Genomic DNA, 24,883 nt, shown 5'->3' with positions numbered 1-24,883 from the left:
TCTCTCTCTTGGGGCATGCTCAGGCGGCAAAGGCACCGACCCGCAGTCGGTCGTAAGCCTGCATTTCTTCGGCATCGAGCGGGATGATGTAAGGCTCGACGGCTTTCTTGAAACTGGTCATCTGGCCGTCGTCACCTTTCTTCAGGTGGCAATGGCAGAACCAGTCGCTGTCGTTGCGCTGCGGGTGATCGACCCGATAGTGGTAAAGCCCCCAGCGACTTTCAGCGCGAAATAACGACGCACGGGCGGCCATTTCGGCGCAGTCGCGGATCATGCTGACTTCCATGGCGCGCATCAGTTCGTGGGCGTTGTGGGCCTTGATCTGGTCGAGGTCGCGCTGGATATCGCTGAAGCGCTGCAGGCCGATTTGCATCTTCTTGGTCACTTTCGGTGGTTGCAGGTAGTCGTTCACAAAACGCCGCAGCTTGTACTCGACCTGCGCCGGTGGCAGCCCGTGCTCGCGGTCCAGCGGTGCGTAGACCCGTTGTTTTTCCGTATCGATCTGCCGGGCATCCAGCGCTGAAAACTCGCGCCCGGCGACAAAATCAGCCGCGTTGGTGCCGGCAAACCAACCATAGGTGAACGCGCCGAGCATGTAGTTGTGCGGCACGGCGGCCATGTCACCCGCCGAGTACAGGCCCTTGACCGAGGTCTCGGCCTTCTCGTTGACCCACACCCCCGACGCCGAATGCCCGCTGCAAAAACCGATTTCGGAGATGTGCATCTCGACCATCTGCGTGCGGTAATCGGTGCCGCGATTGGCGTGGAACTGGCCGCGACTCGGGCGCTCGTTGCTGTGCAGGATTTCTTCGATGTTCTGGATGGTTTCCTCGGCCAGGTGGTCGAGTTTGAGGAACACCGGGCCGTTGCCACTTTCGAGCTCCTGGTGGAACTCCCACATCATCTGGCCGCTCCAGTAGTCGCACTCGATGAAGCGCTCGCCCTTGTTGTTCGCGGTGTAGCCGCCCAGCGGGCCGGTGACGTAGGCGCAGGCCGGGCCGTTGTAATCCTTGATCAACGGGTTGATCTGGAAGCATTCGAGGTTCGCCAGTTCGGCGCCGGCGTGGTACGCCATGGCATAACCGTCGCCGGCGTTGGTCGGGTTTTCGTAGGTGCCCATCAGGTAGCCCGAAGACGGCAAACCCAGGCGCCCGGCCGCGCCGCAGCACAGAATCACGGCTTTGGCCTTGATCACATGGAAGTCGGCGGTGCGGCAATCGAAGCCCATCACGCCGTTGACCGCGCCTTCGTCGTCCGTCAGCAACCGCGTGCACACCAGGCGATTGGTGATGCTGACCCGCGCCCGCTTCAATTGCCGGTACAGGACTTTTTTGATGTCGTGCCCTTCCGGCATCGGCAGCACATAGGCGCCCATGTGGTGGACTTTTTTAACCGCGTAGTCGCCGGTTTCGTCTTTCTCGAATTTCACGCCCCAACGGTCCAGTTGCTCGATGGTTTCGAAGCTGTGGGTGGCGTAGGCATACACCGCTGCCTGATTGACGATGCCGTCATTGGCGATGGTGATTTCCTTGGTGTATTGCTCCGGCGTCGAGTGGCCCGGAATGATCGCGTTGTTCAGGCCGTCCATGCCCATGCTGATGGCGCCGCTGCGCTTGACGTTGGCCTTGTCGATCAACAGCACCCGCAGATCGCGGTTGCGCTCCTTGGCCTTGATCGCCGCCATCGGCCCTGCCGTGCCACCGCCGATCACGACGATGTCGTATTCCTGCTCCAGTGTATTTCGGCTCATGCCTGCTCCCCTTTTTGCCGGTCGATCCGCAGGCGGTACTGGAACGCATCGCCACGGTAATAAAGGTGCTCGAAGTCCACGGGGCGGCCATTGGCATCGTGGGTCAGGCGTTCGATGCGCATGATCGGCGAGCCGGGTTCGACATTAAGTGCCTGGGTCAGGTCGCTGTCGGCGAGCACGGCATCGATGGCCAGGTCGGCATGACCGAGGGCCAGGCCGCAGTCGTTTTCGAGGATCAGGAAAATGTCGCGGGTGACCAGGTCAGCCTTTTCCAGACGCTCGCCGATGGCTTTGGGCAGGTAGGTGATTTCCAGCGAGATCGGCTCGCGGTTGATCAGGCGAACACGCTTGATCTGCGCCACGGTCTCGCCTTCGGCCACCTGCAAACGCTCGGCGACCAGTTTGTCGGCGGCAATGAATTTGAAGCTGCGCAGGCGGTTGATCACTTCGTAGCCGCGACCGGTCATGGACTCGGCCAGGCCTTGCAGGGTGCTGACGTTTTGAAAGGTCTTGGGCTTGGAGACGAAGGTGCCTTTGCCGTGGATCTTGAAAATCAGCCCTTCTTTCTGCAAATCGCCCAGGGCCTGGCGCACGGTGATGCGACTGACTTTGAACAGCGCGCCGAGTTCGCTTTCGGAGGGCATCTGACTGTCTTGCGGGTATTCACCGTCGAGGATGCGCGCACGGAGCACATCCCGCAGCTGGGTGTGCAGCGGGACGCTGCTGAGGGAGAGAACGTTATCGGTCATGGCAGATCACTTGTTATAACGAGTTATGATGTGATCTTAGAGTTCTAATGGCGAGGTTGAGAAATACCGTTTGAGAATAAGGTTAGATGTGTCGAACCAACACCGATTCCTGTAGCAGCTGTCGAGGCACGAGGCTGCGTTGCGTGTCCGAGGACCGCCCTCGGAGGCCGCTGCGAAGCCCGACGCAGCCTCGTGCCTCGGCAGCTGCTACAGGGATGGTCAGGCGATGTTCAGTGCGCGCAGGTCCAGACGCCCGTTTTTGAGCGGTGGGCACCAGTAGTAGCCGCCGGTGATCGGTCGGCTGATGCGGTACAAACCGTCGGTGATGCCGTCTTCCAGTCCGCTCATGCGGCGCAGTTGAGCCTCGAACGCGTCCAGCGAGAAGCCGAACGCGAGGAACATCAAGCCGGCGCGATCGCCTTCGATCCACGGCATCGAGCGCCGGACCACGAACGCCTCGGGGGCGAAGCTTTCCTGGGCGGTGCGTTTGACGTGAGCGGAAATCGGCGCGTCGTCGATTTCTTCGTTATCAATCAAGCGACGGCCCATGATGTTGTCCTTTTCATGGGGCGGCATCGCATGGAAGCCTTTCAGGTCATGCTGCCACTGCTGGATCGCGGCAAAACTGCCACCGACCGTGCCGTCAGCGCCCTCACCCACCAGCGCGGCCGCCACGGCGGCTTCGTCATGGGGGTTTTCCGTGCCGTCTTCATAGCCGGTCAGGTCGTGGCCGGTCATGTGGCGGAAGGTTTCGTTCATCTGCACCAGGCGCAAGGCAGGCGCCAGTGCGGCTTCGATGGCATGGCTGCGATTGAGCAATTCGCCACGGTCGACGCCGTGCAACCAGCACCAGAGAGCGTGCTGGGTCGACGGGTTGTCGACGCCGACACCGGTCAGCGCCGGAAACGCACGCAGGCCTTCGACCTTGCCATCGAGGGCCTTAACCAGGGATTCACCGAAACCGACCACCGCCGACTGCCCGTCCACCAGCTGCATCAATTGACCAAGCGCGGCCGGCAGTGCATCGACGGATTCGAGCGCGAAGAACATATGACGGGCTTGAGGCGGAACGGGGGTGGCGAGAATGCCCGGCTGGTAGTAACTCATATGAACTCCTTGATTAAGAGCCCGAAGTTTACCTCCCGCATCGGCAATTGTGTGTTCTCAGGTCAAAAGAACGCAGGTTAGTGAGCGAGGGCACTTAAAAAGACCGCCCAATAAGGCGTATAACCTTTGAAGTGAATTCGAACTGCAAGCCGCCAGCGCATGGCTTACATCACATGGAGTAGCGACATGACCACAGCACCTATCCTCGGCAACCTGTTTCCTGACGCCACTGACATCCCTGAGAAATACCGCCTCGACGGCCAGACCGAACAACGGGAATACCTGGTCGATGGCGAGCTGAAGACCTGGTCCGGCCCCCTCGCCAAGGTCCGCAGCCCGGTGTACCTGAAGGGCGAAAATGGCGACGAACAAGTCATTCTCGGCAGCACTCCGCTGCTTGACGCCGAAACCGCATTGACCGCCCTCGACGCGGCCGTGCGCGCCTATGACCGGGGCCAGGGATTGTGGCCGACAATGCGCGTGGCCGAGCGTATCCAGCACGTCGAAACCTTTTTGGGGCACATGCGCGAGCAGCGTGAAGCCGTGGTCAAGTTGCTGATGTGGGAAATCGGCAAGAACCTCAAGGACTCGGAGAAAGAGTTCGATCGCACTTGCGATTACATCGTCGACACCATCAACGCACTCAAGGAGCTCGACCGCCGATCGAGCCGCTTCGAACTGGAACAGGACACGCTCGGGCAGATTCGCCGCGTCCCGCTGGGCGTGGCGCTGTGCATGGGCCCTTACAACTACCCGCTGAACGAAACCTTCACCACGCTGATCCCGGCGCTGATCATGGGCAACACCGTGGTGTTCAAACCGGCCAAGCTCGGCGTGCTGCTGATCCGGCCGTTGCTGGAAGCCTTCCGCGACAGCTTCCCGGCCGGGGTGATCAACGTCATCTACGGCAGCGGCCGCGAGACCGTCAGCGCGCTGATGGCCAGCGGCAAGATCGATATCTTTGCCTTCATCGGCACCAACAAGGCCGCCAGCGACCTGAAAAAACTCCACCCAAAACCTCATCGCTTGCGCGCGGCGCTGGGCCTGGATGCGAAAAACCCCGGCATCGTGTTGCCCGAGGTTGATCTGGACAACGCCGTCAGCGAAGCGCTCACCGGCTCCCTGTCATTCAACGGCCAGCGTTGCACGGCGCTGAAAATCCTCTTCGTCCATGAAGACGTGGTCGAGGCCTTTATCGAAAAATTCAACGCCAAACTCGCCAACCTCAAACCCGGCATGCCATGGGAAAGCGGCGTGGCGCTGACGCCATTGCCAGAATCGGGCAAGGTCGATTACCTGCACTCGCTGGTGGCTGATGCGGTCGATAAGGGGGCACGGGTGGTCAACCCGGGTGGCGGCGAAGCCCGCGCCTCATTCTTCTATCCGGCGGTGTTGTACCCGGTGACGCCACAGATGCGTGTCTATCAGGAAGAACAATTCGGTCCGGTCGTGCCGATCGTGCCTTACCGCCATCTGGACACGGTGATTGATTACGTCCTGGAGTCGGACTTCGGCCAGCAACTGAGCATCTTCGGCACCAACCCGGTGGCCGTCGGCCGGCTGGTGGACACCTTCGCCAATCAGGTCGGGCGCATCAACCTCAACGCCCAATGCCAGCGTGGCCCGGACACCTATCCGTTCAATGGTCGCAAGAACTCCGCCGAGGGCACGCTCTCGGTCCATGATGCACTGCGGGTATTCTCGATTCGCACGTTGGTGGCGACCAAGTTCCAGGAGACCAACAAGGAACTGATCAGCGAGATCATCAGCGGGCGCAGTTCGAGTTTCCTGACCACTGATTATATTTTCTGAGGACACTGAATCTGAGCACACTCAGGGCCAATAGACTGCCAGCGCTGATGCGCCGATTGCTGCGTCCGTTACTGGACCCGTATCAGCGCTATCGCCATGCCAGGGTTATTCACGCGGTGCGGGTGTCATTGGGTTTGATGGCCTCCATCCTGCTGACCACCGGCATCAACCTGCCCCACGGCGAGTGGGCGTCGGTGACGATGCTGGTGGTTATCGGCGGATTGCAGCACCACGGCAACATCGGCAAAAAAGCCGCCGAACGCGCCATCGGCACCCTGATCGGGGCGGGCGTTGGCTTGCTGCTGGTGGTGCAACAGGCCTGGCTCGGCATGCCATGGCTGACCTACTTCGCGATGTCCGTGGTGTGCGGAGTCTTCGCGTATCACGCCATCGGCAAGGGCGGCTACACCGCGTTACTGGCGGCGATTACCGTGTTTATCGTGGCCGGACATGGCGACAACCCGATCACCGACGGACTCTGGCGCGGGGTGGACATCCTGATCGGGATTGCCCTGGCCCTCGCATTTTCCTTTGCGCTGCCGCTGTACGCGGTTTACTCCTGGCGATACAACCTGGCGGATGCCTTGCGCGATTGCGCAACGATTTATGGGCGCATCATCAACGGCGAATCCGTCACGGATGACGAGCACCACAGGCTCATGGGTCGCCTGAACACGGTGATGGTGCAGTTGCGCTCACTGATGCCGTCGGTGTCCAAGGAGGTGAAAATTTCCATGACCGAACTCGACGCCATTCAGCGCCATTTGCGGATGTGTGTCAGCACGCTGGAAATCCTCGGCAATACGCGACCGGATGCCAATGACGCCAGCGCCATGGCGCATCTGCAGGCATCGCTGAGAGCGGAGCATCGTTTGATTCGAGTGCAACTGGTGGGGATGGCACGGGCGTTGAAATCCGGCGCGACCCAGCGACTGGGTCGCGTGGTGGAATTGCCCATCGCTTCAAGCCTGGATGCGCCGGTTTATAACCCGTTGGATGGCTATCAGTTACTGATTCGGCAACTGGCAAGCAACATTGGCGAGATGCGCCAGCGCCTCGCCAGGACGGCGCCGCGCTGGAATATCTGAAGCGGGTTTGTTGCGCTCCGGGCTGATCATTGCGTCGCAACGCGACGAAACCTCAAGCTCCAGCCCTGCTGCATACCGGCAGCCGCCAGGAGAATCGCGGCAACACCGATCCATTGCAGCATTTCCAGACGATGGCCGAAGGCAAACCAGTCGACGAAAATCGCCGCAATCGGGTAAATAAACGACAGTGCGCCGGTAAGCGCGGTCGGCAATTTTTGTATCGCGCCGTAAAGCAGCACGTACATCACGCCGGTGTGAATGATGCCCAGCGTCACCAGGCTTGCCCAAGCGCTGGGCGCTTGCGGCAATGCGGAAAAATGCGCGAACGGCGCAAGCAACAAGATACCGGTGGAGACCTGGATCAACGCGATCAGGTGCGGCGGCGTGCCGGTCAGGCGCTTGATGATCAGCGCTGCAATCGCGTAAAGGAATGCAGCCCCCAGCGCCAGCGCAATGCCCATCAAGTACTCATTACCACTCTCGCCCTGGGTTCCGTGAGCACTGACAATCGCCAGCATCCCGAGAAACGAGACGCCCAGCCAGAACAGTTTCTGCAGGGTGATTTTTTCGTTGAGGAACAGCGCGGCCAACCCGACCAGCATGAACGGCTGCACGTTATAGACCGCCGTGCCGATGGCAATCGAGGCACGTGAATAGGACGCGAACAGCAACACCCAATTGCCGACGATCGCCACGCCGCTGAGCACCGCCAGCAAGAAAGTAGTACGGGTCAAAATGCCGGGACGCAGGAAGCCGAATGCCGTGCAAATCAGCAACAGGGTGCCGGCCCCGAACAAACAACGCCAGAACACCACGTCCAGTACCGGCTGCCCGGATACCAGTACAAACCAGCCTATGGTCCCGGAGATCAGCATGGCGGCGGTCATTTCGAATGACCCGTGACGAATTGTTTTGTCCATCATCAGACTCCTGTGTTTGAGCCCAAAGTATGCCAATCCGTCGGGGGGCTTCTCCAGCGCAAAAAGCAGGCTAAACTCCGTATCTGCCTTTTTTATCAAGGCGGATTCGATTAATTGCCTTACAGGGGTTGCGCCATGACTGACGATATCGACCAGGTGCTGATTAGCGCGTTGATGGAAGACTCACGGCGTTCGCTCAAGGCCCTGGCCCACCTCAGCGGCCTGTCCTCACCCAGTGTTGCCGAGCGTTTGCGTCGCCTCGAAGAACGCGGCGTGCTCAAGGGTTATACCGTCGAGATTGATCCCAAATGCTTTGGCTATCAACTCCAGGCCATCGTCCGCATCCGTCCGCTGCCGGGCCAGTTGCAGGAAGTGGAACGGCAGATCCAGGCCATCCCTGAATTCACCGAGTGCGACAAGGTGACCGGCGACGACTGCTTCATCGCCCGCCTGCATGTTCGCTCGATGGAGCAGCTGGACACTCTGCTTGATCGCCTCAACACCCACGCCGAGACCAACACCGCGATCGTCAAGAAAACCCCGGTCAAGCGCCGGCTGCCACCGATGGCGTAACCCTCGCCCCGAATCACAGGCAATAAAAAACCCGCCGAAGCGGGTTTTTTACTTAACGCCGACGATTAATCATCGCGGCTCATGATGCCGAAGATCTGCAACAAGCTGATGAACAGGTTGTAGATCGATACATACAGGCTGATGGTCGCCATGATGTAGTTACGCTCGCCGCCCTGAATGATGGCGCTGGTCTGGAACAGAATGCAGACCGAGGAGAACAGCACGAAACCTGCGCTGATCGCCAGTTGCAGGCCGCTGATCTGGAAGAAGAAGCTGGCCAGCGTCGCACCCAGCAACACGAAGAAACCGGCGGTGATGAAGCCACCGAGGAAGCTCATGTCCTTGCGGGTAATCAGCACATAGGCCGACAGGCCGCCGAACACCAGCGCGGTCATTGCGAAGGCCGAGCTGACCACTTCAGCGCCGCCCTGCATGCCCAGGTAACGGTTGAGGATCGGACCGAGCAGGAAACCCATGAAACCGGTCAGGGCAAATGCCGACACCAGGCCCCAGGCCGAATCACGGAGTTTGTTGGTGAGGAAGAAAAGGCCGTAGAAGCCAATCAGCACCACGAAAACGTTCGGGTAGCCGACACGCATCTGCTGGGCAACGAACGCCATCACGCCGCTGAATGCGAGGGTGAGTGCGAGTAAGCCGTAAGTGTTGCGCAGGACGCGGCTAACCTCTAGCTGCTCAGCCTGCACGCTGTTATTAACTGCGTAATCCTGTTCGCGCATGGCGACACTCCTGTTGGTTTGAAACGTTCAGTCGCAAAGATCATAACAGACGCTCTGTAACAAGCTATGGAGAGAGTTTGACAGTGTGTTTCATTCAGGTATTATGGCGCCCGCAACGCAAACGGAGGTGTGGCCGAGTGGTTTAAGGCAACGGTCTTGAAAACCGTCGACTGTAACAGGTCCATGAGTTCGAATCCCATCGCCTCCGCCATCTTTATACGACAAAGCCCTGATTATTCAGGGCTTTGTCGTTTTTGGGGTTTGGGGATTGGCTGAGCACCCCGAGTGATTGTTTCCGCATCTTTTCGGCTTCCGCAACTCACTGAAGCCTTCAGCAAACCTCTTCCCTGATCATCCCCACACCCGACGTCCTGTCGAACCAAAACAACCTCCTCGGCCTGAACGCTCAATCGAACGCGCACAGAAAAACCGAGAAGAAGAAATGCAATTGTTGCCCCACTGCTGCTCTCCAAGGCCTCGCCTGACTCTGGCCTGGCAATCCGTGCCTGGTAAAGAGCCAGAGTCAGGCGGGCCGCCATACTCTAGCATATTGGATCCAATCGAGTAGCCTGTCGACGTCAAATGCCCGGCCCTTCGCCTCCTATATAAGCCGACGACGAGTGTTGGCTTGTACGTTTCCCCTGATGCTATCCTCGCGTGACAAAATATTTCCTACAAAAAAACATGCCAAACGCTAAGTTGCCGCCCTCTCAATGACATGTTGCGCGGAGCGATTGCGGGCTTTTCGGTCAGGGAACGATGTCAGATCAACACGCGACCGAAGTCATAAGCTGCACGCAACTGGGTAAACGCTACAGGCTGTATCACCGGCCGAGTGATCGGCTCCTCGACAGTCTCTACGCTCGCTGGCAGCGCTTGCTGGGCAGGAGGTCGCGCAACAGCACGCGGGAGTTCCGCGCCCTGGACAATGTCAGCTTCAGTCTTGCTCATGGCGAAGCCATGGCAATCATTGGTCGTAATGGCTCGGGCAAGTCCACCTTGCTGCAACTGATCGCCGGCACACTCGACCCGACCGAGGGCTCGATCCAGGTCAACGGACGCGTCTGCGCCATGCTCGAACTGGGTGTCGGCTTCAATCCGGAATTCAACGGAGTGGAGAATGCCCGCCTGTATGCCTTGATGTTGGGTATTCCACACTCAGTCATTGAGGAACGACTACCGGCGATCCTCGCCTTCGCCGAAATAGGCGAGTTTGCCTTGCAGCCGGTGAAAAACTACTCCAGCGGCATGTATGTGCGCCTGGCCTTCGCCGTCATCGCCCATGCCGACCCGGAGGTGCTCATCGTCGATGAAGCCCTGTCGGTCGGCGACGCCGCGTTCCAGGCCAAGTGCATGTTCTGGCTTCGCAATTTTCAGAAGGCTGGCGGTAGCCTGCTGTTCGTCAGCCATGACATCGCTGCGGTGCGCGCGATCTGCCATCGTGCACTTTATCTGGAGCAAGGTCGCGTGAAGGCAGAGGGACCGACCGGGGAAGTCACAGACCTTTACCTGCACGACATTCACCAGTCACAGAACAGCGCCCTGGTGCCGCGTCCCGCCATTCTCAACCAGGTCACACCTCCTTGCGAGCAAGGCGACGAGGCCTTTCGCCTCCGTAGCAACGCGTTTGAACAACGCTGGATCGACAAACGCCAAGGCACTGGAGACAGTCGGATTCGCCTGGTCGAACTGCTCACGCCCAACGGCGAGCCCATCGGCGCTTGTGCATTCAATGCCGAGGCCATTGTGCGCATCCATGTCGAATGCATGAAAACCGCTCAGGTCTCAGTGAACTACAAGATTCGCGACCGCCACCTGGTCTCGGTAGTCGGCGCAGACTTCCTGATCAGCGGGCACCCGTTGCTGGAGATGCGCCCTGGCGAGCTCCATTGCATCGAATACCGGACCCGCCTGCCGTTGATGAACGGCGACTACAGCCTGCGCCTTTCTGTCACCGAACCGATCGAGAAACACGCGCAGGCGGTATTCCACGACATTATCGAAGTCGCCCTTTCGTTCAAAGTCCTGCCAGCCGAACAGGGCTGGATCTACACCATGGCTTATTTGCCTAACACCGTGAGCGTACAGCCCCAAGGCTGTGGCTCAGTGCCCATCCCGCCTAACACTCGCAAGAACCCTGACTATCATGCATGAGCTCGAGCAACGCTTCCCCGAGGTACGTTTCTACAATCCGCTGCTGACCGAGGTCCAGGACAATGTGGAGATCGGCCCGCAAAGCCGCGTCGGCTCGATGAGCCTGATCCACCAGGGCGCTCGCATCGGTAGCGGTGTAACGATTGGCTCGCACTGCAACATATGCGATTGCCTCATTGGCGACCGGGTCTCGATACAGACCGCCTGCCACATCACCCGTGGCGTGGTCATTGAGGACGACGTCTTCATTGGCCCTCGAGTGGTCACTCTGAATGACAAGCTCACCGGGGGTGCCATGGTCTATCCGCGCATCTGTCGCGGCGCCAAGATCGGCGGTGGCAGCGTGATACTGCCCGGCGTGACCATTGGTGAAAACGCAGTGGTGGGCGCAGGAAGTGTGGTCACCAAGGATGTTCCAGCAGGCGCTACCGTCGTCGGCAACCCCGCACGAGTACGTGCCGAAAAACCGGACTGAGCACACCCAAATGGATGGTTTCATTCTCAACCTGGCCCCCACGGGCATGCTGCCCACCCGGGCAATGACTCAGCATGTCCCGTTGACGGTAGAGGAAATTGTCGCTGACGCCCGTCGCTGCATCGACCTGGGTGCAAATATGCTGCACCTGCATGCCCGTGACGACAGCGGACACCCGACTTATCGCAAGGAGGTCTATGCGCGGTTGATCGGCAGCATCCGGGAAACCCATCCTGACGTGGTGATCTGCGTTTCGCTTAGCGGACGCGACTTCAGTGAGTTCGAACAACGCGCCGACCCGCTCGGGTTGACCGGAGACCTAAAGCCCGACATGGGCAGCCTGACCCTGGCTTCAATGAATTTCAGCCGCACGGCCAGTCTCAACAGCCCGGAAATGATCCAGCGCCTGGCCGAGCGCATGGCCGAGGCCGGCATTCGTCCCGAGCTGGAGGTCTTCGACGCGGGCATGCTCAACTACGCCCATTACTTGCTGGACCGCGGGCTGATCCGTCCGCCGCTGTACTTTAATTTCCTCCTCGGCAACATCGCCGGCGCCCAAGCCAGACCGGCAGCGCTCGGCCTGCTGATCAATGAGCTGCCGGCGAACTCGCTGTGGTGTGGTGGCGGCATTGGTGCCTGCCAGTTGGCGATGAATACTCAAGGGTTGCTTTATGGCAACGGGGCACGGGTCGGGCTGGAGGATTATCTCTGGCTGGACGGCAATCGCGAACAGTTGGCCAGCAATGCGCAACTGGTACAACGCGTGATCGACCTTGCAGGCTTCTTCGACAAGCGCCCCGCCAACGCCAAGGCGGTACGCGCTGCACTGGGACTTTCCTCGCATGTCTGATTCTGGCAATCGCGCCTTGCGTATTCTCATTACCAACAACTCGCTGGCCGGACGGGCCGGCTCCGAACTGTATGTCCGCGATCTGGCCATCGCCCTGATGAAACGCGGGCATCATCCGATCGCCTACAGCTCGCAGTTGGGTGAGGTTGCCGAAGAGCTACGCCGCGCTACCGTACCGGTGATTGATGACCTGCGGGCCTTGAACAGCCCTCCGGACATCATCCACGGCCAGCACCACCTGGATGCGGTCACCGCGATGCTGCATTTCCCCCTGGTACCGGCCTTGTACATTTGCCATGGCTGGCTTCCATGGCAAGAGCTGCCGCCGGTGATGCCCGGCATTGGCCGCTACGTGGCCGTCGACGACCTGTGCCGCGAGCGCCTGCTGATCACTCCGGGCATTGATCCGCAACGCATCGAAGTGCTTTACAACTTTGTGGATCTTGAACGTTTCAAACCACGCGCTGCACTGCCAAAGCGGCCGAAATCGGCCCTGATCTTCAGTAACTACGCCGACGACCAGGCCATCACCGCCTTTCGCAATGCCTGCCAACAGGCAGGGATCGAAAAGCTCGATGTGGTCGGCAGCCAAATCGGAAACGCCGCTACCGAACCCGCCAAGCTCCTGGGCCAGTACGACCTGGTATTTGCCAAGGCCCGCGCGGCCCTCGAAGCCATGGCCTGTGGTTGCGCAGTGGTCGTCGCCGACCAGGTCGGGCTGGCCGGGATGGTCGATACCCGCAACCTGGCTGAACTGCGCCGGCTGAACTTCGGTGTGCGCAGCATGCAGCGTCATACGCTCAGCGAAGAGAATATCCTGCGGGAAATCCAGCGGTACGATAGCGCGGATGCTCAACAGGTCAGTCACTGGATACGCGAAGACGCGGACATGGAGAAAGTGGTCGAGCGCTGGCTGCAGATCTACGACGATCTGCGCGCAGAAGCAGCCGCCACTGCCAGGCAGCCTGCAGACCGGCTGCATGACCAGTTACGTGCAGGATCGGCCTACTTGCGCTGGCTCACACCAACGATCAAAGGCCGTGATCAGCAGGTCGAGGCCCGTATTCAGGAGCTGGAGCGGCTCGTCGACCACTCGCAGCAACAGCAAGCGATACTGGCTCTTCAGGCCGAAGCCACTGCCCGCGACCTTATGGCAATCACCGGTTCACGCACCTGGCGTGCACTGGGTCATTATCGAAAGCTCAGAAAATGGCTGCGCAAAGGATGACGTCACTGAACAAGCCCCTGCGCCTGGGTATTGTCGGTCTCGGCAAGATGGGTCGCCTGCACTGCAAGAGTTGGCGACAGGTGCCGGGTATACAACTGCGGGCCCTGGTAGACAACGATCCTGGCAAGGCTGAGTGGGCCGCCGAGCAAGGCTGTGAGTTTTTCAGCGACAGCCGTGCCCTGCTCGGCAAGGTCGATCTTGCCGTCATCGCCACCCCCAGCAGTGAACATCTGGGCAGCGCCTTGCCATTGCTCGAAGGCAGAATCCACTGCCTGGTAGAGAAACCCCTGGCGCTAGACTTCGCTGCCTGCCGTCAACTGGTCCTCGCCGCCCAGCAACACCAGGTGTTACTGGCGGTCGGCCACAGCGAGCGATTCAATCCCGCCATCCAACTGGCCCAACAGGCCTTGGCTGGCCCTGTGAGCAGAGCGGATATCCTTCGCGTGGTACCGCGTCTGATGGCCGGGATGGCCGACACCGACGTGGTCCTGGACCTGATGGTGCACGACATCGATTGGCTCCTTGACACGCTGGGCGAACCGGGAGGAGAGATCCGCATCCTCGAGCACCGCCGCAGTGCCGGCCAGCTTTCCCACGTACGCTGCGAACTGGCTTTCGCCGGCGGCAAGCGCGTAAACCTCACGGCCTGCCGAGAAGACCAGGTACGCCGCCAAGTCATCCTGCATGGTCCCGACGAATCCCGGATCATCGACCTGGACCAGACCGGCCTCAGCCATCAACCGGATGCCCTGACCCGTCAGGCTCTGGCCTTTGTGCAGTCCTTGGGTGGTCGACGGTCGGCCATCGCCTTGGGCCGTGACGCTCTGGCCGTCATGGATCTGAGCGAACGCATCCGACAACATTGCTCAATCAGTGAAGTCATAACCTGCTAGGCACCGGAGAGTTCATGCCCGCCTCGATTCCTTTCGTCGACCTGGTGAATGACTGGCAACCCCTCAAGGATGAGGTCATGCAGCGCATTCAGCGACTGTTCGAACACGGTCAGTTCATCATGGGGCCCGAGGTTATCGAGCTCGAACAGCGCCTCGCCGCCGACGTCGGGGTCGACCATGCCCTGACCAGCAGCACGGGAACCATGGCGCTGCAACTGGCGCTCATGGCCTTGGGCATCGGTCCCGGCGATGAAGTGATCGTGCCCGCCTTCACCTTCGCCGCGCCGCTGGAAGCGGTTCTGTTGCAGGGGGCCACACCCGTGCTAGCGGATATCTGTGCGGACAGTTTGAACCTGGATGTTGAATCCTGCGCCACCATGATCGGTCCGCGCACCCGCGCGATCATTGCCGTCTCGTTATTCGGCCTGCCGGCCAATTTCCAGCGCCTTGGCCAGTTGGCACAGAAGCACGGGCTGCACCTCATTGAGGACGCGGCTCAAAGCTACGGTGCCACCCTGCACGGCCAACGCAGTGGCAGCCTCGCCGAGATCAGCTGTACCAGTTTCTTCCCGACCAAACCCTTCGGCGGCGCCGGTGAGGGTGGCGCACTCTTCACCCGGAATCCGGAACTGGCCCGGCGCATTGCCGAAGCCCGCGACCACGGCCAATCGAGCAAATACCTGCACAGTTCACTGGGCACTAACGGCCGCCTCGATTCGCTCTCCTGCTGCGCCTTGCTGGCCGCCTTGGGTCGCCTGAACCAGCAAATCACCCGCCGACAGGCATTGGCTCGACGCTATGATGAAGGCTTCGCCGCTGCCGTCGCCGATGGCGCCCTGCAACTGCAACGAATCACTCCCGGCGCCCACTCGGCCTATGCTCAATACTGCATTCTGCTGGACGACCGCGACGCATTGGCCGAACGCTTGCGCGGTCGGGGCATTCAGGTCGCCGTGCATTACCCCACCCCTTTGCACCAGCAGCCGGCATTCATCCCGCACTGCCGGCTCGCCTCCCTGGACAATGCACAAGCGGCGGCAAAGCGAGTGCTCTGTCTGCCGATTTACCCGACGCTCGATGAAACACGGCAGGACCGGGTGATAGAGGCTGTGCTGGATGGATTGAGTTCATATAAATGAATCCCGTCCTCCTGATGACGCAACAATAACTGCTATCAGCCACGCCCGACTGGCGCGCTCGATAACCTCCCCGCCGGATTGTCATGGGATCACTCCGACTCTTGAAATAGTGGCGCGTTGCCGATATCACTACGCGCCGCGCAAAGCGGTGACGGATAGAATTTAAGGAATGAGCATGAAAAAACCCCAAGCTGACTTCGAGTACATGCATGGGCTCCTCAAGGATTTTTTTAAGCGACCCAACATTCGGTCAGCGCTAAGGGTCATCAACCAGCAGGAAATCACCGGCTGGGAAATTTGGTTCCAGATCGAATTTGCTCGTTTTCTAGCGGAGCATGTTTCAGAACCCGAATGGCAGCGCGAGTGTGCAGTGGAGTTTGACTATCGCAGAGAAAAACTACGGTATTTTTTCAAGCCGGATTTCATCATCAGGAAAAAGCAATGGGCACGGGAACGTTTTGTTGCGCTGGAAATAAAACAGCACACCCAACTCGGAAACTGCCTGACAAACATGGTTGCCGACTTGGCCAAAGTTGCCAGGATTCGAAAGTCAGAGCTTGATTTGAGATCAATTTGGGCACTGGGCATTTTCCCTTACGACCAGGAAACTGATGTGAGAGAGATGATCGAGGCAAAGCTCGAAGGGGCAGGAGAAACCTACTACAAAGCAAGGACTGCGACGGAGCGTATTCCTCGAACGGCATTTAGCTATGCACTATTTTAAGAGTGAAAAATGGACTGATGCCCAAGCAGTCAATCAGCATCCGCTCACCCAGCCGAAGCATGGGGAGAGACTGCAAGTCGCCCCCCTTGCCCAACTCCCACTGAGAACAGACCCTGTCCTTTGGGTGGAGGGATGTTTATGCAGGAGGACCCACTAACACAGGAATATCGATAAAAGCATCCTTTCGCCAGACTTTAAGCAACGTATTTGAGCCTATCGAGACCTTGCCCACGGCCAGCAAAAAATCGATGTCATCGCCTACGGATGTTGTATCGACACTCACTATCACGTCCGCATATTTCAGACCTGCTTTTTCAGCGTTACCACCTGGCGCAACCTTTTCTACGGATGCGCCCTTAAGCGGCATGCCCAGGCGCGCGGCTTTCACAGGATCAATGCTACCGATAGAGACGCCAATTCGCCCCCGGACAGCAGTGACCAGGGGCGGACAATCCTTACCGCTCAAAACCTGATCGATAGCCGTTTTCTTGCTTGCTCCCCAAGCCTGCGCTTCTGGCGTATTTACCGCTAAAATTTCATTGCTACGCGCATAGGCTTGGCGAAGGTATTCACAGGACTTACCTTTATATTTCTCTGGTGTTTCTTCTGCAATCCACTGGGCAAGCGACGTCTGTGGCAAACCAGATGCAAGCGATGCCGATCCGTAGCCAGGTCCAAAGTTCTGCGGCGGCGTCACAGCCGGTTTTATTGGTTGAGAAGCCGTTATGACTGGCGAACCCGCATTGGTTGAAGCAGCACCAGGGCCAGCAGGAGAACGTGCTCCCGGTGGCAACTGTGACTCAAGTTCTTTTGCAGCTTCTGGGTGCTTCGCAACATATTCAACAGCACCCGCCTGTTGCACAGTAGTGCCCGCCAGACAGCCCTGCTCTTGCTCAACTTGCTCAATCGATGCGAGCTTCCAACGTCCATGTTTTTGCACATACTCAGCGTGCTCGCCTGTATGTGAAATCAAGTAACCCGCATTTTGTCGTTCAACCGCCAGCTGGAGACAGGATTGCCCGCGAAAGTTAGCGGGTGACATGCCCATGCTTTCTGGCGTTTCGCTGGCGAAAGAAGCTTCCGCGATGCTGCCCGTAACCATTTCAACGATACACCCGGAAAGGTTGACCATAACCAACGATAACGCAGCGAAGCTGATTACTTTGTTCATATCCCGCCCAACGAAAGATGCCAATACGACATCATTGTCGAACGATTCTCGATTAGCAATATCAGCATTCACTAGAGCTTGAGATTACTGGCTTATCAGTGTTCCAGCCTTCACAACCAGCCGTCCTGTTGCCGACGCGATAAGGCTGCGATTGGCGCGACCTATACCGCGCCTGTCTGACAACCGGAGACAGCGGTATCAATCACAATAGTTGGCCGGCCATAACGAGCAGCAGTCCCCCAGCGCGCTCAGCAAAAACAAGTTTTGGTCCCGCTAAAAGAGCCCGCTACAGCATCCACTTCAGCAGCACATGAGAGGCGATCCAGGGCGACGCCTTGGCGACCCCCCATTCGACAAAGATGCAAATGGACAAGTACGCCGCAAAGAACTTGAGCATTGCCCGCCTCTCCATCACACCCTCCTGCCTCGGCAGTCAGTCGATTTGTTCTGGTTCGACGTTACGCGCGGTTCACAGTTCAACGAATTGTGAACCGCGCGCGCAAATTTTTAAGGTTTGCTCATTGCGATTCGCCAGACCTTGTTCCCGACATCATCGGCGACCAGCAAGGCGCCACGCTGATCAAGCGCTACACCCACCGGCCGGCCTTGTGCTTCGCCGTCGGCGTTGAGAAAACCGGTGAGGAAATCGACGGGGGTGCCTGACGGTTTTCCAGCGCTGAAGGGGATGAACACCACCTTGTACCCGGCCTGCGGATTACGGTTCCAGGAGCCGTGTTCACCGACGAACACACCCTCGGCAAAAGCGGCCGGCATTGCCCGCGAGTCGGAGAATGCCAGGCCCAATGGAGCGACGTGGGTGCCCAGCGCGTAGTCCGGGGCGATGGCTTGGGCGACCTTGTCCGGACGCGGCGGCTCTACGCGACTGTCGACGTGGGCACCGTAGTAACTCCACGGCCAGCCGTAGAACGCACCGTCCTTCACCGAGGTCAGGTAATCCGGTACCAGGTCGCTGCCGATTTCGTCGCGCTCGTTCACCACCGTCCACAACTCGCTCGTACCCGGTTTCCAGGCCAGGCCGTTGGGGTTGCGCAGGCCACTGGCAAACAGGCGCTTGTTGCCGCTTTTAACGTCGACTTCCCAGATCGCTGCCCGCCCGTCTTCAGCGTCAAGGCCGTTTTCGCCGACGTTGCTGTTGGAGCCTACCGTGACGTACAGCTTGGAACCTTCACGATTGGCCAGCACGTTTTTGGTCCAATGGTGATTAATGCCGGCGGGCAGATCGGTGACTTTCACCGGTTTGGCTTCAATGTCGGTTTGCCCGTCGACATAAGGCACCTTGACCAAGGCATCGGCGTTGGCAATGAACAGTTCCCCATTCACCAAGGCCATGCCAAACGGCGAAGTAAGGCCGGTCATGAAGACTTTTTGCACCTCGGCATGGCCGTCACCGTCGACGTCGCGCAGCAAGGTGATGCGATTGGCACTCGGCGCATCGGCCCCCACCCGCCCCATCACAAACCCCATGGCGGTGCGGCGCGCCCAGGCCAGCGGCCCGGTGCCGCCGTCCGTGGCGCCTTCCGGCATCGGCGGGTGATTGCTTTCAGCGACGAGTACGTCGCCATTGGGAAGCGTATAGACCCAGCGGGGATGGTCGAGGTTTTCCGCCAGGGCGGTCACTTTGAAACCGGCGGGCGCCTGGGGCATGGCGCTGCCCGTCCAGCCGACAGCCTTGGACACCTTTAACGTGGGAATCAGCGACGTGCTGGGTTCCGGCAACTGCGGAGTCGGGCCGACACCGGCCTGGAACGGCAGTTTGGACGACTCACCACAGGCGGTGAGCAACGCGGCAGTGGTCATCAGCAGCACAAATCGGCTGGGCACAATCATGGTTTAACCTCGCGATGGCCATCCGTGGGCCAGTTGTGGGAGACGCGTAATCCTGAGGAGTATCGCGACGTTAACCGGTTTCAAACACCGTGCCTGTCACAAATAAGATTTGCTCGCGCCGCACGAATGTCGAATCAGGCGGGATTCAACAACGCCTCCCGCAGCAGCCTGGCCGCTGGAGAGTCCGGCACGCCTTTGCGAGATACCAGCTCATACGGCTCGCTGCGCGAAGTAATGGCCAGCGGCAGCGTGGTGGTGAAACCGTAGCCGGAGCAGAACTTCGCCACGTCCGTTGACACCAGCGCCACCAGCGTCGGGTTTTCCTGAAGCAACGACAAAGTAGCGAACGCCGATGTCGTTTCCAGCAGGTGCACCGGGAAACGCAGGTTCGCCTCGTGAAACTCGCGCTCCAGCAGCAAGCGCATCGGCATGTTCGCGCGATAGACGACCCAGCGGTAATCCACCAGATCCTTGAGCAACAATCGCCGGGCATACGCGAACGGATGCTGCGTGCTGGCAATCACCGCCAGGGTTTCTTCGACGAACGTCGCGCTCTCATACAAGTAGGGCGTGGTGCTGACGGTCGTGCGGCAGATCGCGAGATCCAGTCGCCCGGCGTCGAGCTGGCTGAGCAACGCGGCGCTGGTGTCTTCGACGATTTCGATGGACAGCTTCGGGTTGTCGGCAATGACCCGGCTGATGGCCGTGGTCAGCAGCGGTACGGCGCCCATGATGGTGCCGACCGACACGCGCCCGCCCTGCCCGCTCATGATGCCGATGATCTCTTCACGCAGGTGCGCAAGGTCGGTCTGGATCAACCTCGCGTAGCGGATGACCGAGCGCCCGGCATCGTTCGGTTCAAGCCCACGGTTAGTGCGGGTGAACAGTGCCGTGCCGAAGGTGGTTTCAATTTCTTGCAGCGCTTTGCTCGCGCCGGGCTGGGTCAGCGCGACCTGCTTGGCCGCGCCCAGCAAGGAGCCGTGCTCATCCAGGGCTATCAGCAAGCGCAGTTGCTTGATGTGCAAGCGGGACATGATCGAATTGAGTGAGGGCGTCATCAGGGTTAACTAAAAGTTATAGAGGTATCGAAAGTTGTCAGTATCGGGGTCACCACGACGGACCTATAGTCCGCCCCACAGCCAGGCAATGCAATGGGTTTGACCAGAGCACGAAAGCGCTCCCGCCGCAGCCCGATTGCAACAATAACAATCCTGTATAACTTGTGGTGAATCATGTCCCTCATCAATTACGTCACCAAAATCCAGTTCGGCTACGACAGCCTGCAGCATCTGGCGGCTGAGGCCGACCGCGCCGGCATCACCCGCCCGCTGATTGTCACCGACGTAGGCGTGCGCAATGCCGGCATCGTCGACAAGGTCGTCTCGGCCCTCGGCGCTGACCGTCCCTTCACGATTTTCGACGCCACTCCGCCCAACCCCAACGAACACGCAGTACGGGAAGCCGTTGCGCGTTACCGTCAGGGCGAGTGCGACGGCATCATTGCCGTGGGCGGCGGTTCTTCGATCGACCTGGCCAAAGGCGTCGCCGTCTGTGCCACCCATGACGGTCCGCTGCACAGCTTTGCGGTGATCGAAGGCGGGCTGGACCGCATCACCTCGGCGACCGCTCCGTTGATTGCCGTGCCGACTACGGCCGGCACCGGCAGCGAAGTGGGTCGCGGCGCGATACTGATCCTCGATGACGGTCGCAAAGTGGGCGTCATTTCACCTTATGTCGTGCCTCGCGTTGCCATCTGTGACCCTGAATTGACCCTGGGTCTGCCGCCCATGCTGACCGCCGCCACGGGCATGGACGCCATCGCGCATTGCATCGAAACCTTCATGGCGCCGGCCTTCAACCCTGCGGCAGACGGCATTGCCCTCGACGGATTGTGGCGTGCCTGGGAGCACATCGAGCGGGCCACCACCGAACCCGGTGACCGCGAAGCGCGGATGAACATGATGAGCGCGTCGATGCAGGGCGCCCTCGCTTTCCAGAAAGGCCTGGGCTGCGTGCACAGCCTGTCCCATGCCTTGGGCGGGATCAATCCGAAGCTGCACCACGGCACGTTGAACGCGATTTTCCTGCCGGCGGTCGTGCACTTCAACGCCAACGCCCCGACCGTTCGCAATGAGCGCAAGCTGGAACGCCTGCGCCACGCCATGGGCCTGGACGCTGGCGCGAATATCGGCACGGCCATTGAGGACATGACCCGCCGCCTCGGCCTGCCGACCCGCCTGAGTGAAATTGGCGTCGACGAAAGCCTGTTCGCCGGCATCGTCGAAGGCGCGCTGCACGATCACAGCCACAAGACCAATCCCCGGGAAGCATCCTCGGCGGACTACCTGTCGATGCTCGAACAATCGCTGTAACCACCGGCAATCGCTATCCAACAATAATAAATCAGGAGGCATCCACGTCGTCGGCCAGGCCGACGCCAGTGGAACAATCATGAAGCCCACCGTCCTTATCGAACGGCAAGATTCAGTTGCCATTGTCACCCTCAGCAACCCCGGAAAAATGAACGCCCTGACCCTGTCCATGTGGCAGGACCTGGGCGATGTGATGACCGAGTTGTCTGCCGACACCCGCGTACGCTGCGTGATATTGCGCGGCGCAGCGGAACAGGCCTTCGCGGCTGGCGCCGATGTCGGTGAGTTTCCGGCGGTGCGCGCCAATCAGGCCCAGGCCCGGGTGTACGCCGAGGTCACCTCGGCGGCCATGCGCGCCGTGGTCGACTGCCCGCACCCGGTGATCGCGATGATCCACGGCGTGTGCGTCGGCGGCGGCCTGGAGATCGCCGCCCTCTGCGACTTGCGTATCTGCGGCACTTCCAGCCGCTTCGGTGCGCCGGTCGGCAAGCTTGGCCTGGTCATGTCCTATGACGAAATGGCCGGCCTGGTCGCCCTCGCGGGGCGCTCGACGACCCTCGAGATTCTGCTGGAAGGCCGCATCCTCGACGCCCACGACGCCTACGTGAAAAACATCGTGACCCGCGTCGTGCCCGACGCCGAGGTCGAGGCCGAAGCCCTCGCCACTGCCCGGCGCATCGTCAGCGGCGCGCCCCTCGTCGCGCGCTGGCATCGCCAGGCCGCACGCCAGCTCGAAGCCGGCCAGGCCCCCACCGTCGAGCAGATCGACAACAGTTATTTCTGCTACGACACCGAAGACTTTCAGATCGGCCTGAACGCGTTCATCGCGAAAGCCAAACCACACTTCAAGGGGAAATAACATGGGACCGCTGACAGGAATGCGCGTGGTAGAACTGGCTCACATCATGTCCGGCCCGGTGTGCGGAATGATGCTGGCGGACATGGGCGCTGATGTGGTGAAGGTCGAGAAAGTCCCGGACGGTGACGACTCGCGTCGCTTCTCGCCGATCATGGCCAGTGGTGAATCCGCTTCGTTCATGGTGGTCAACCGCAACAAGCGCGGCATCGGCCTGAACCTGAAAACCGACGGCGGCCGCGACGTGTTGCGCCGACTGCTGATGGACGCCGACGTGGTCACGGAAAACTACCGCGCCGGTACCATGGAAAAATTCGGCCTGGGCTATGACACCCTGAAAACCCTCAACCCGGGGTTGATTTACTGCGCGATCTCCGGTTACGGGCGCAGCGGGCCGTTCGGCGAGAAAGGCGGTTTCGACCTGATCGCCCAGGGCATGAGCGGCATGATGAGCATGACCGGTGAAGCCGGGCGTGAGCCGGTCAAGGCCGGTTCGCCGGTGGCCGACATCAACTCCGGCATCCTCGCTGCCCTCGGCATTGCCGCCGCCTACGCCGCCAAACAGAAAACCGGCCTGGGGCAGATGGTCGACACCTCGCTGTTCGAGGCCGGCCTGCAACAGATGTACTGGCCAGCGGCGGCCTATTTTGCCGATGGCACCATCCTGCCGAAAATGGGTTCGGCCAACTCCACCAGCGCACCGTACCAGGTGTTCCGCACCGCCGATGGCTGGATCAACATTGGTGCCGCCAACCAGGCCAACTACGAGCGCTTGGTCGAGGCGTTGGCCGTGCCGCAACTCAAGGCCGACCCACGTTTTGCCAGCAACACGCTGCGTATGGAGCATCGCCTCGCCCTGGTGGAAATCCTCAATGAAGTGCTGGTCGCCCGCACCACCGATGAATGGATGGTGCTGTTCGACAGCCTTGGCCTGCCTGCCGGACCGGTGCTGGACATCGCTGCGGCATTGGCTCACCCGCAAACCAAAGCGCGGGGCATGGTCGTCGAAACCGAACACCCCACCGAAGGCCGGGTGCGCGGCATGGGCTTGCCGATCCACTTCTCCGACATGGACAACGCCGCGCCACCGACCAGCCGCCCTGCTCCGCTGCTCGGCGAACACACCCGCGAGGTGCTGAAGGAAAGCGGCTACGCAGACAACGAAATCGACGAGCTGATTCGCAGCCAGGCGGTGGTCGCCCTCGCCTCCTGAACACATAAACCTGTAGGAGCGAGCTCGCTCGCGATGGACGTAAACGATGACGTGGGCTGCCTGGTTTAACGCGGCGCCCTCAGGTCCATCGCGAGCAAGCTCGCTCCTACAGGAAAGCCGCGATTGTTTCAGTGATTCGAATTTTTAGAACAACAACAAAAACAACAAGGTGAACCCCATGAGCCGTATCTTGACCGAGTCTGTCAGCCGCCGATCATTCCTGGTATCTGCCGGCGTTACCGTCGGCGGCGCTTTTGCCGCCAACCTGCTGCCGTCCGGCGTCTTCGCCGCGACCAAACCGATCGTGCTGCGCTACACCAGCAGCCTGCCCGACACCCACCCGCTGAACAAACAGATGAAGGCCGCCTCGGAAGCGATCAAGGCCGAAACCAACGGCGCGGTCGACCTGCAGGTGTACGCCAACGGCGCCATGGGCGGCGACACCGACATGCTGTCCCAGGTGCGCGCCGGGGCAATCGATTTCATCCCCTTGCCGGGCGCGATTCTCTCCACCCTGGTGCCGGCCATGTCCATCGAAAGCATGCCGTTCGCCTTCAAGGACTACGAGAGTGTCTGGGCCGCGCTGGACGGAAAACTGGGCGAGCACGTGCGCGCCAAGACCGAGAAGGTCGGCCTGATCCCGATGGAGAAAGTCTGGAACAACGGCTTCCGCCAGATCACCAGTTCGACACGGCCGATCAACACCCCGCAAGACCTCGCCGGTTTCAAATTGCGCGTGCTGGTCAGCCCCCTGTGGACGTCCATGTTCAGCGCCCTGGGCGCGTCACCGACCGGTATCAGCATCAACGAAACCTATTCGGCATTGCAGACCAAAGTCGTCGACGGCCAGGAAAACCCGTTGGTGGTGGTCGAATCCGCACGTTTCTATGAAGTGCAGAAATACTGCTCGCTGACCGACCACATCTGGGGCGGCTTCTGGATCGTCGCCTCGGGCAAGACCTTCCCGAAACTGCCCGCCGACGTGCAGGAAATCGTCTCCCGCCAGATCAACGCCGCCGCACTGGTACAGCGCCAGCAAGTGATCGACCTCAACGCCAGCCTGGAGCCGTCGCTGACTGCCCATGGCATCACGTTCAACAAAGTCGACCGTTCATTGTTCAGGGCCGACCTGCAATCCAAAGGTTTCTACACCCAGTGGAAGGACAAATACGGCCCCGAAGCCTGGAGCTTGCTCGAGCAGTACGCGGGTCAACTGTCCTAAGC

The 24,883-nt window shown here is 60.0% G+C and carries 22 protein-coding genes and 1 tRNA gene; 15 read left to right on the top strand and 8 right to left on the bottom strand.

The genetic code is table 11. The features are described from left to right. Positions 1-19 precede the first annotated feature (19 nt). The 3 genes from EJA72_RS28430 to EJA72_RS28420 all read right to left on the bottom strand — a co-directional run bounded on the left by EJA72_RS28430 (position 20) and on the right by EJA72_RS28420 (position 3,606). The gene (locus EJA72_RS28430; RefSeq protein ID WP_157715189.1) at positions 20-1,750 is read right to left on the bottom strand and encodes a fumarate reductase/succinate dehydrogenase flavoprotein subunit; all 1,731 of its coding nucleotides are present in this window, start codon (positions 1,748-1,750) and stop codon (positions 20-22) included. Next, positions 1,747-2,499 carry a GntR family transcriptional regulator gene (locus EJA72_RS28425; protein ID WP_157715188.1) on the bottom strand — a complete coding sequence of 251 codons (753 nt, stop codon included), beginning with the start codon at positions 2,497-2,499 and terminating at the stop codon, positions 1,747-1,749. The genes EJA72_RS28430 and EJA72_RS28425 overlap by 4 nt, the downstream gene beginning before the upstream one ends. 219 nt (positions 2,500-2,718) lie before the next feature. Further along, a complete protein-coding gene (locus EJA72_RS28420) occupies positions 2,719-3,606 on the bottom strand; it encodes a Dyp-type peroxidase (protein ID WP_157715187.1) in 888 nt (295 codons plus the stop codon). Between the two features lie 186 nt (positions 3,607-3,792). Here EJA72_RS28420 and EJA72_RS28415 point away from each other — a divergent pair, with 186 nt between their 5' ends. Together EJA72_RS28415 and EJA72_RS28410 are read left to right on the top strand one after the other, a co-directional pair. Then, complete coding sequence (locus tag EJA72_RS28415; protein WP_157715186.1) at positions 3,793-5,418, top strand: NADP-dependent glyceraldehyde-3-phosphate dehydrogenase; 1,626 nt, start codon at positions 3,793-3,795, stop codon at positions 5,416-5,418. A 47-nt stretch (positions 5,419-5,465) separates the two neighbouring features. After that, positions 5,466-6,506 carry an FUSC family protein gene (locus EJA72_RS28410; RefSeq protein WP_157715185.1) on the top strand — a complete coding sequence of 347 codons (1,041 nt, stop codon included), beginning with the start codon at positions 5,466-5,468 and terminating at the stop codon, positions 6,504-6,506. A gap of 26 nt (positions 6,507-6,532) precedes the next feature. Here EJA72_RS28410 and EJA72_RS28405 read toward each other — a convergent pair whose 3' ends face one another. Further along, entirely contained in the window at positions 6,533-7,426 is an 894-nt protein-coding gene (locus EJA72_RS28405) for a DMT family transporter (RefSeq protein WP_157715184.1), read from the bottom strand. Positions 7,427-7,561: 135 nt separating this feature from the next. On the opposite strand from EJA72_RS28405, the gene EJA72_RS28400 reads away from it, so the two are divergent. Next, positions 7,562-7,999, top strand: coding sequence for an Lrp/AsnC family transcriptional regulator (locus EJA72_RS28400; protein ID WP_059182827.1), 438 nt, complete (start codon positions 7,562-7,564; stop codon positions 7,997-7,999). Between the two features lie 65 nt (positions 8,000-8,064). Here EJA72_RS28400 and EJA72_RS28395 read toward each other — a convergent pair whose 3' ends face one another. Next, entirely contained in the window at positions 8,065-8,736 is a 672-nt protein-coding gene (locus EJA72_RS28395) for a Bax inhibitor-1/YccA family protein (protein ID WP_157715183.1), read from the bottom strand. Between the two features lie 123 nt (positions 8,737-8,859). Here EJA72_RS28395 and EJA72_RS28390 point away from each other — a divergent pair. From EJA72_RS28390 to EJA72_RS28355, 8 genes are all read left to right on the top strand, one after another. Continuing rightward, positions 8,860-8,947 (top strand) — tRNA-Ser (locus tag EJA72_RS28390). Between the two features lie 548 nt (positions 8,948-9,495). After that, entirely contained in the window at positions 9,496-10,890 is a 1,395-nt protein-coding gene (locus tag EJA72_RS28385; protein WP_157715182.1) for an ABC transporter ATP-binding protein, read from the top strand. After that, positions 10,883-11,365 (top strand): acyltransferase, encoded by a 483-nt coding sequence (locus tag EJA72_RS29565; RefSeq protein ID WP_157715181.1) that lies wholly within the window; start codon positions 10,883-10,885, stop codon positions 11,363-11,365. The genes EJA72_RS28385 and EJA72_RS29565 overlap by 8 nt, the downstream gene beginning before the upstream one ends. Positions 11,366-11,375: 10 nt before the next feature. After that, positions 11,376-12,215: a 3-keto-5-aminohexanoate cleavage protein gene (locus tag EJA72_RS28375; RefSeq protein WP_157715180.1), complete on the top strand. Its 840-nt coding sequence runs from the start codon at positions 11,376-11,378 to the stop codon at positions 12,213-12,215. After that, positions 12,208-13,443, top strand: a complete 1,236-nt coding sequence (locus tag EJA72_RS28370) for a glycosyltransferase (protein ID WP_157715179.1) — start codon at positions 12,208-12,210, stop codon at positions 13,441-13,443. The genes EJA72_RS28375 and EJA72_RS28370 overlap by 8 nt, the downstream gene beginning before the upstream one ends. Beyond that, entirely contained in the window at positions 13,440-14,336 is an 897-nt protein-coding gene (locus EJA72_RS28365; protein ID WP_157715178.1) for a Gfo/Idh/MocA family protein, read from the top strand. Before EJA72_RS28370 ends, EJA72_RS28365 begins: the two co-directional genes overlap by 4 nt. A gap of 14 nt (positions 14,337-14,350) precedes the next feature. Then, positions 14,351-15,475 carry a DegT/DnrJ/EryC1/StrS aminotransferase family protein gene (locus tag EJA72_RS28360; RefSeq protein WP_157715177.1) on the top strand — a complete coding sequence of 375 codons (1,125 nt, stop codon included), beginning with the start codon at positions 14,351-14,353 and terminating at the stop codon, positions 15,473-15,475. 175 nt (positions 15,476-15,650) lie between these two features. Continuing rightward, the gene (locus EJA72_RS28355; RefSeq protein ID WP_157715176.1) at positions 15,651-16,199 is read left to right on the top strand and encodes a hypothetical protein; all 549 of its coding nucleotides are present in this window, start codon (positions 15,651-15,653) and stop codon (positions 16,197-16,199) included. 136 nt (positions 16,200-16,335) lie between these two features. Here EJA72_RS28355 and EJA72_RS28350 read toward each other — a convergent pair whose 3' ends face one another. The 3 genes from EJA72_RS28350 to EJA72_RS28340 form a co-directional block, all read right to left on the bottom strand. After that, positions 16,336-17,370: a PDZ domain-containing protein gene (locus EJA72_RS28350; RefSeq protein ID WP_157715175.1), complete on the bottom strand. Its 1,035-nt coding sequence runs from the start codon at positions 17,368-17,370 to the stop codon at positions 16,336-16,338. Positions 17,371-17,877: 507 nt separating this feature from the next. Then, complete coding sequence (locus EJA72_RS28345; protein ID WP_157715174.1) at positions 17,878-19,218, bottom strand: sorbosone dehydrogenase family protein; 1,341 nt, start codon at positions 19,216-19,218, stop codon at positions 17,878-17,880. 134 nt (positions 19,219-19,352) lie between these two features. Continuing rightward, positions 19,353-20,276: a LysR family transcriptional regulator gene (locus tag EJA72_RS28340; RefSeq protein WP_157715173.1), complete on the bottom strand. Its 924-nt coding sequence runs from the start codon at positions 20,274-20,276 to the stop codon at positions 19,353-19,355. 174 nt (positions 20,277-20,450) lie between these two features. Between EJA72_RS28340 and EJA72_RS28335 the strand changes: the two genes are divergently transcribed. From EJA72_RS28335 to EJA72_RS28320, 4 genes are all read left to right on the top strand, one after another. Next, positions 20,451-21,590, top strand: coding sequence for an iron-containing alcohol dehydrogenase (locus EJA72_RS28335; protein WP_157715172.1), 1,140 nt, complete (start codon positions 20,451-20,453; stop codon positions 21,588-21,590). Positions 21,591-21,669: 79 nt separating this feature from the next. Next, entirely contained in the window at positions 21,670-22,449 is a 780-nt protein-coding gene (locus EJA72_RS28330) for an enoyl-CoA hydratase-related protein (RefSeq protein WP_157715171.1), read from the top strand. 1 nt (position 22,450) lies between these two features. Beyond that, the gene (locus EJA72_RS28325) at positions 22,451-23,659 is read left to right on the top strand and encodes a CaiB/BaiF CoA-transferase family protein (RefSeq protein ID WP_157715170.1); all 1,209 of its coding nucleotides are present in this window, start codon (positions 22,451-22,453) and stop codon (positions 23,657-23,659) included. Between the two features lie 178 nt (positions 23,660-23,837). Beyond that, positions 23,838-24,881 carry a TRAP transporter substrate-binding protein gene (locus EJA72_RS28320; protein WP_157715169.1) on the top strand — a complete coding sequence of 348 codons (1,044 nt, stop codon included), beginning with the start codon at positions 23,838-23,840 and terminating at the stop codon, positions 24,879-24,881. Positions 24,882-24,883 lie beyond the last annotated feature (2 nt).

The organism is Pseudomonas sp. PB120 (assembly GCF_009761815.1).
Taxonomy (GTDB): Bacteria; Pseudomonadota; Gammaproteobacteria; order Pseudomonadales; family Pseudomonadaceae; genus Aquipseudomonas.
The sequence above is the reverse complement of the archived record's forward strand: the minus strand, read 5'-3'. Positions and strand labels throughout refer to the sequence as shown.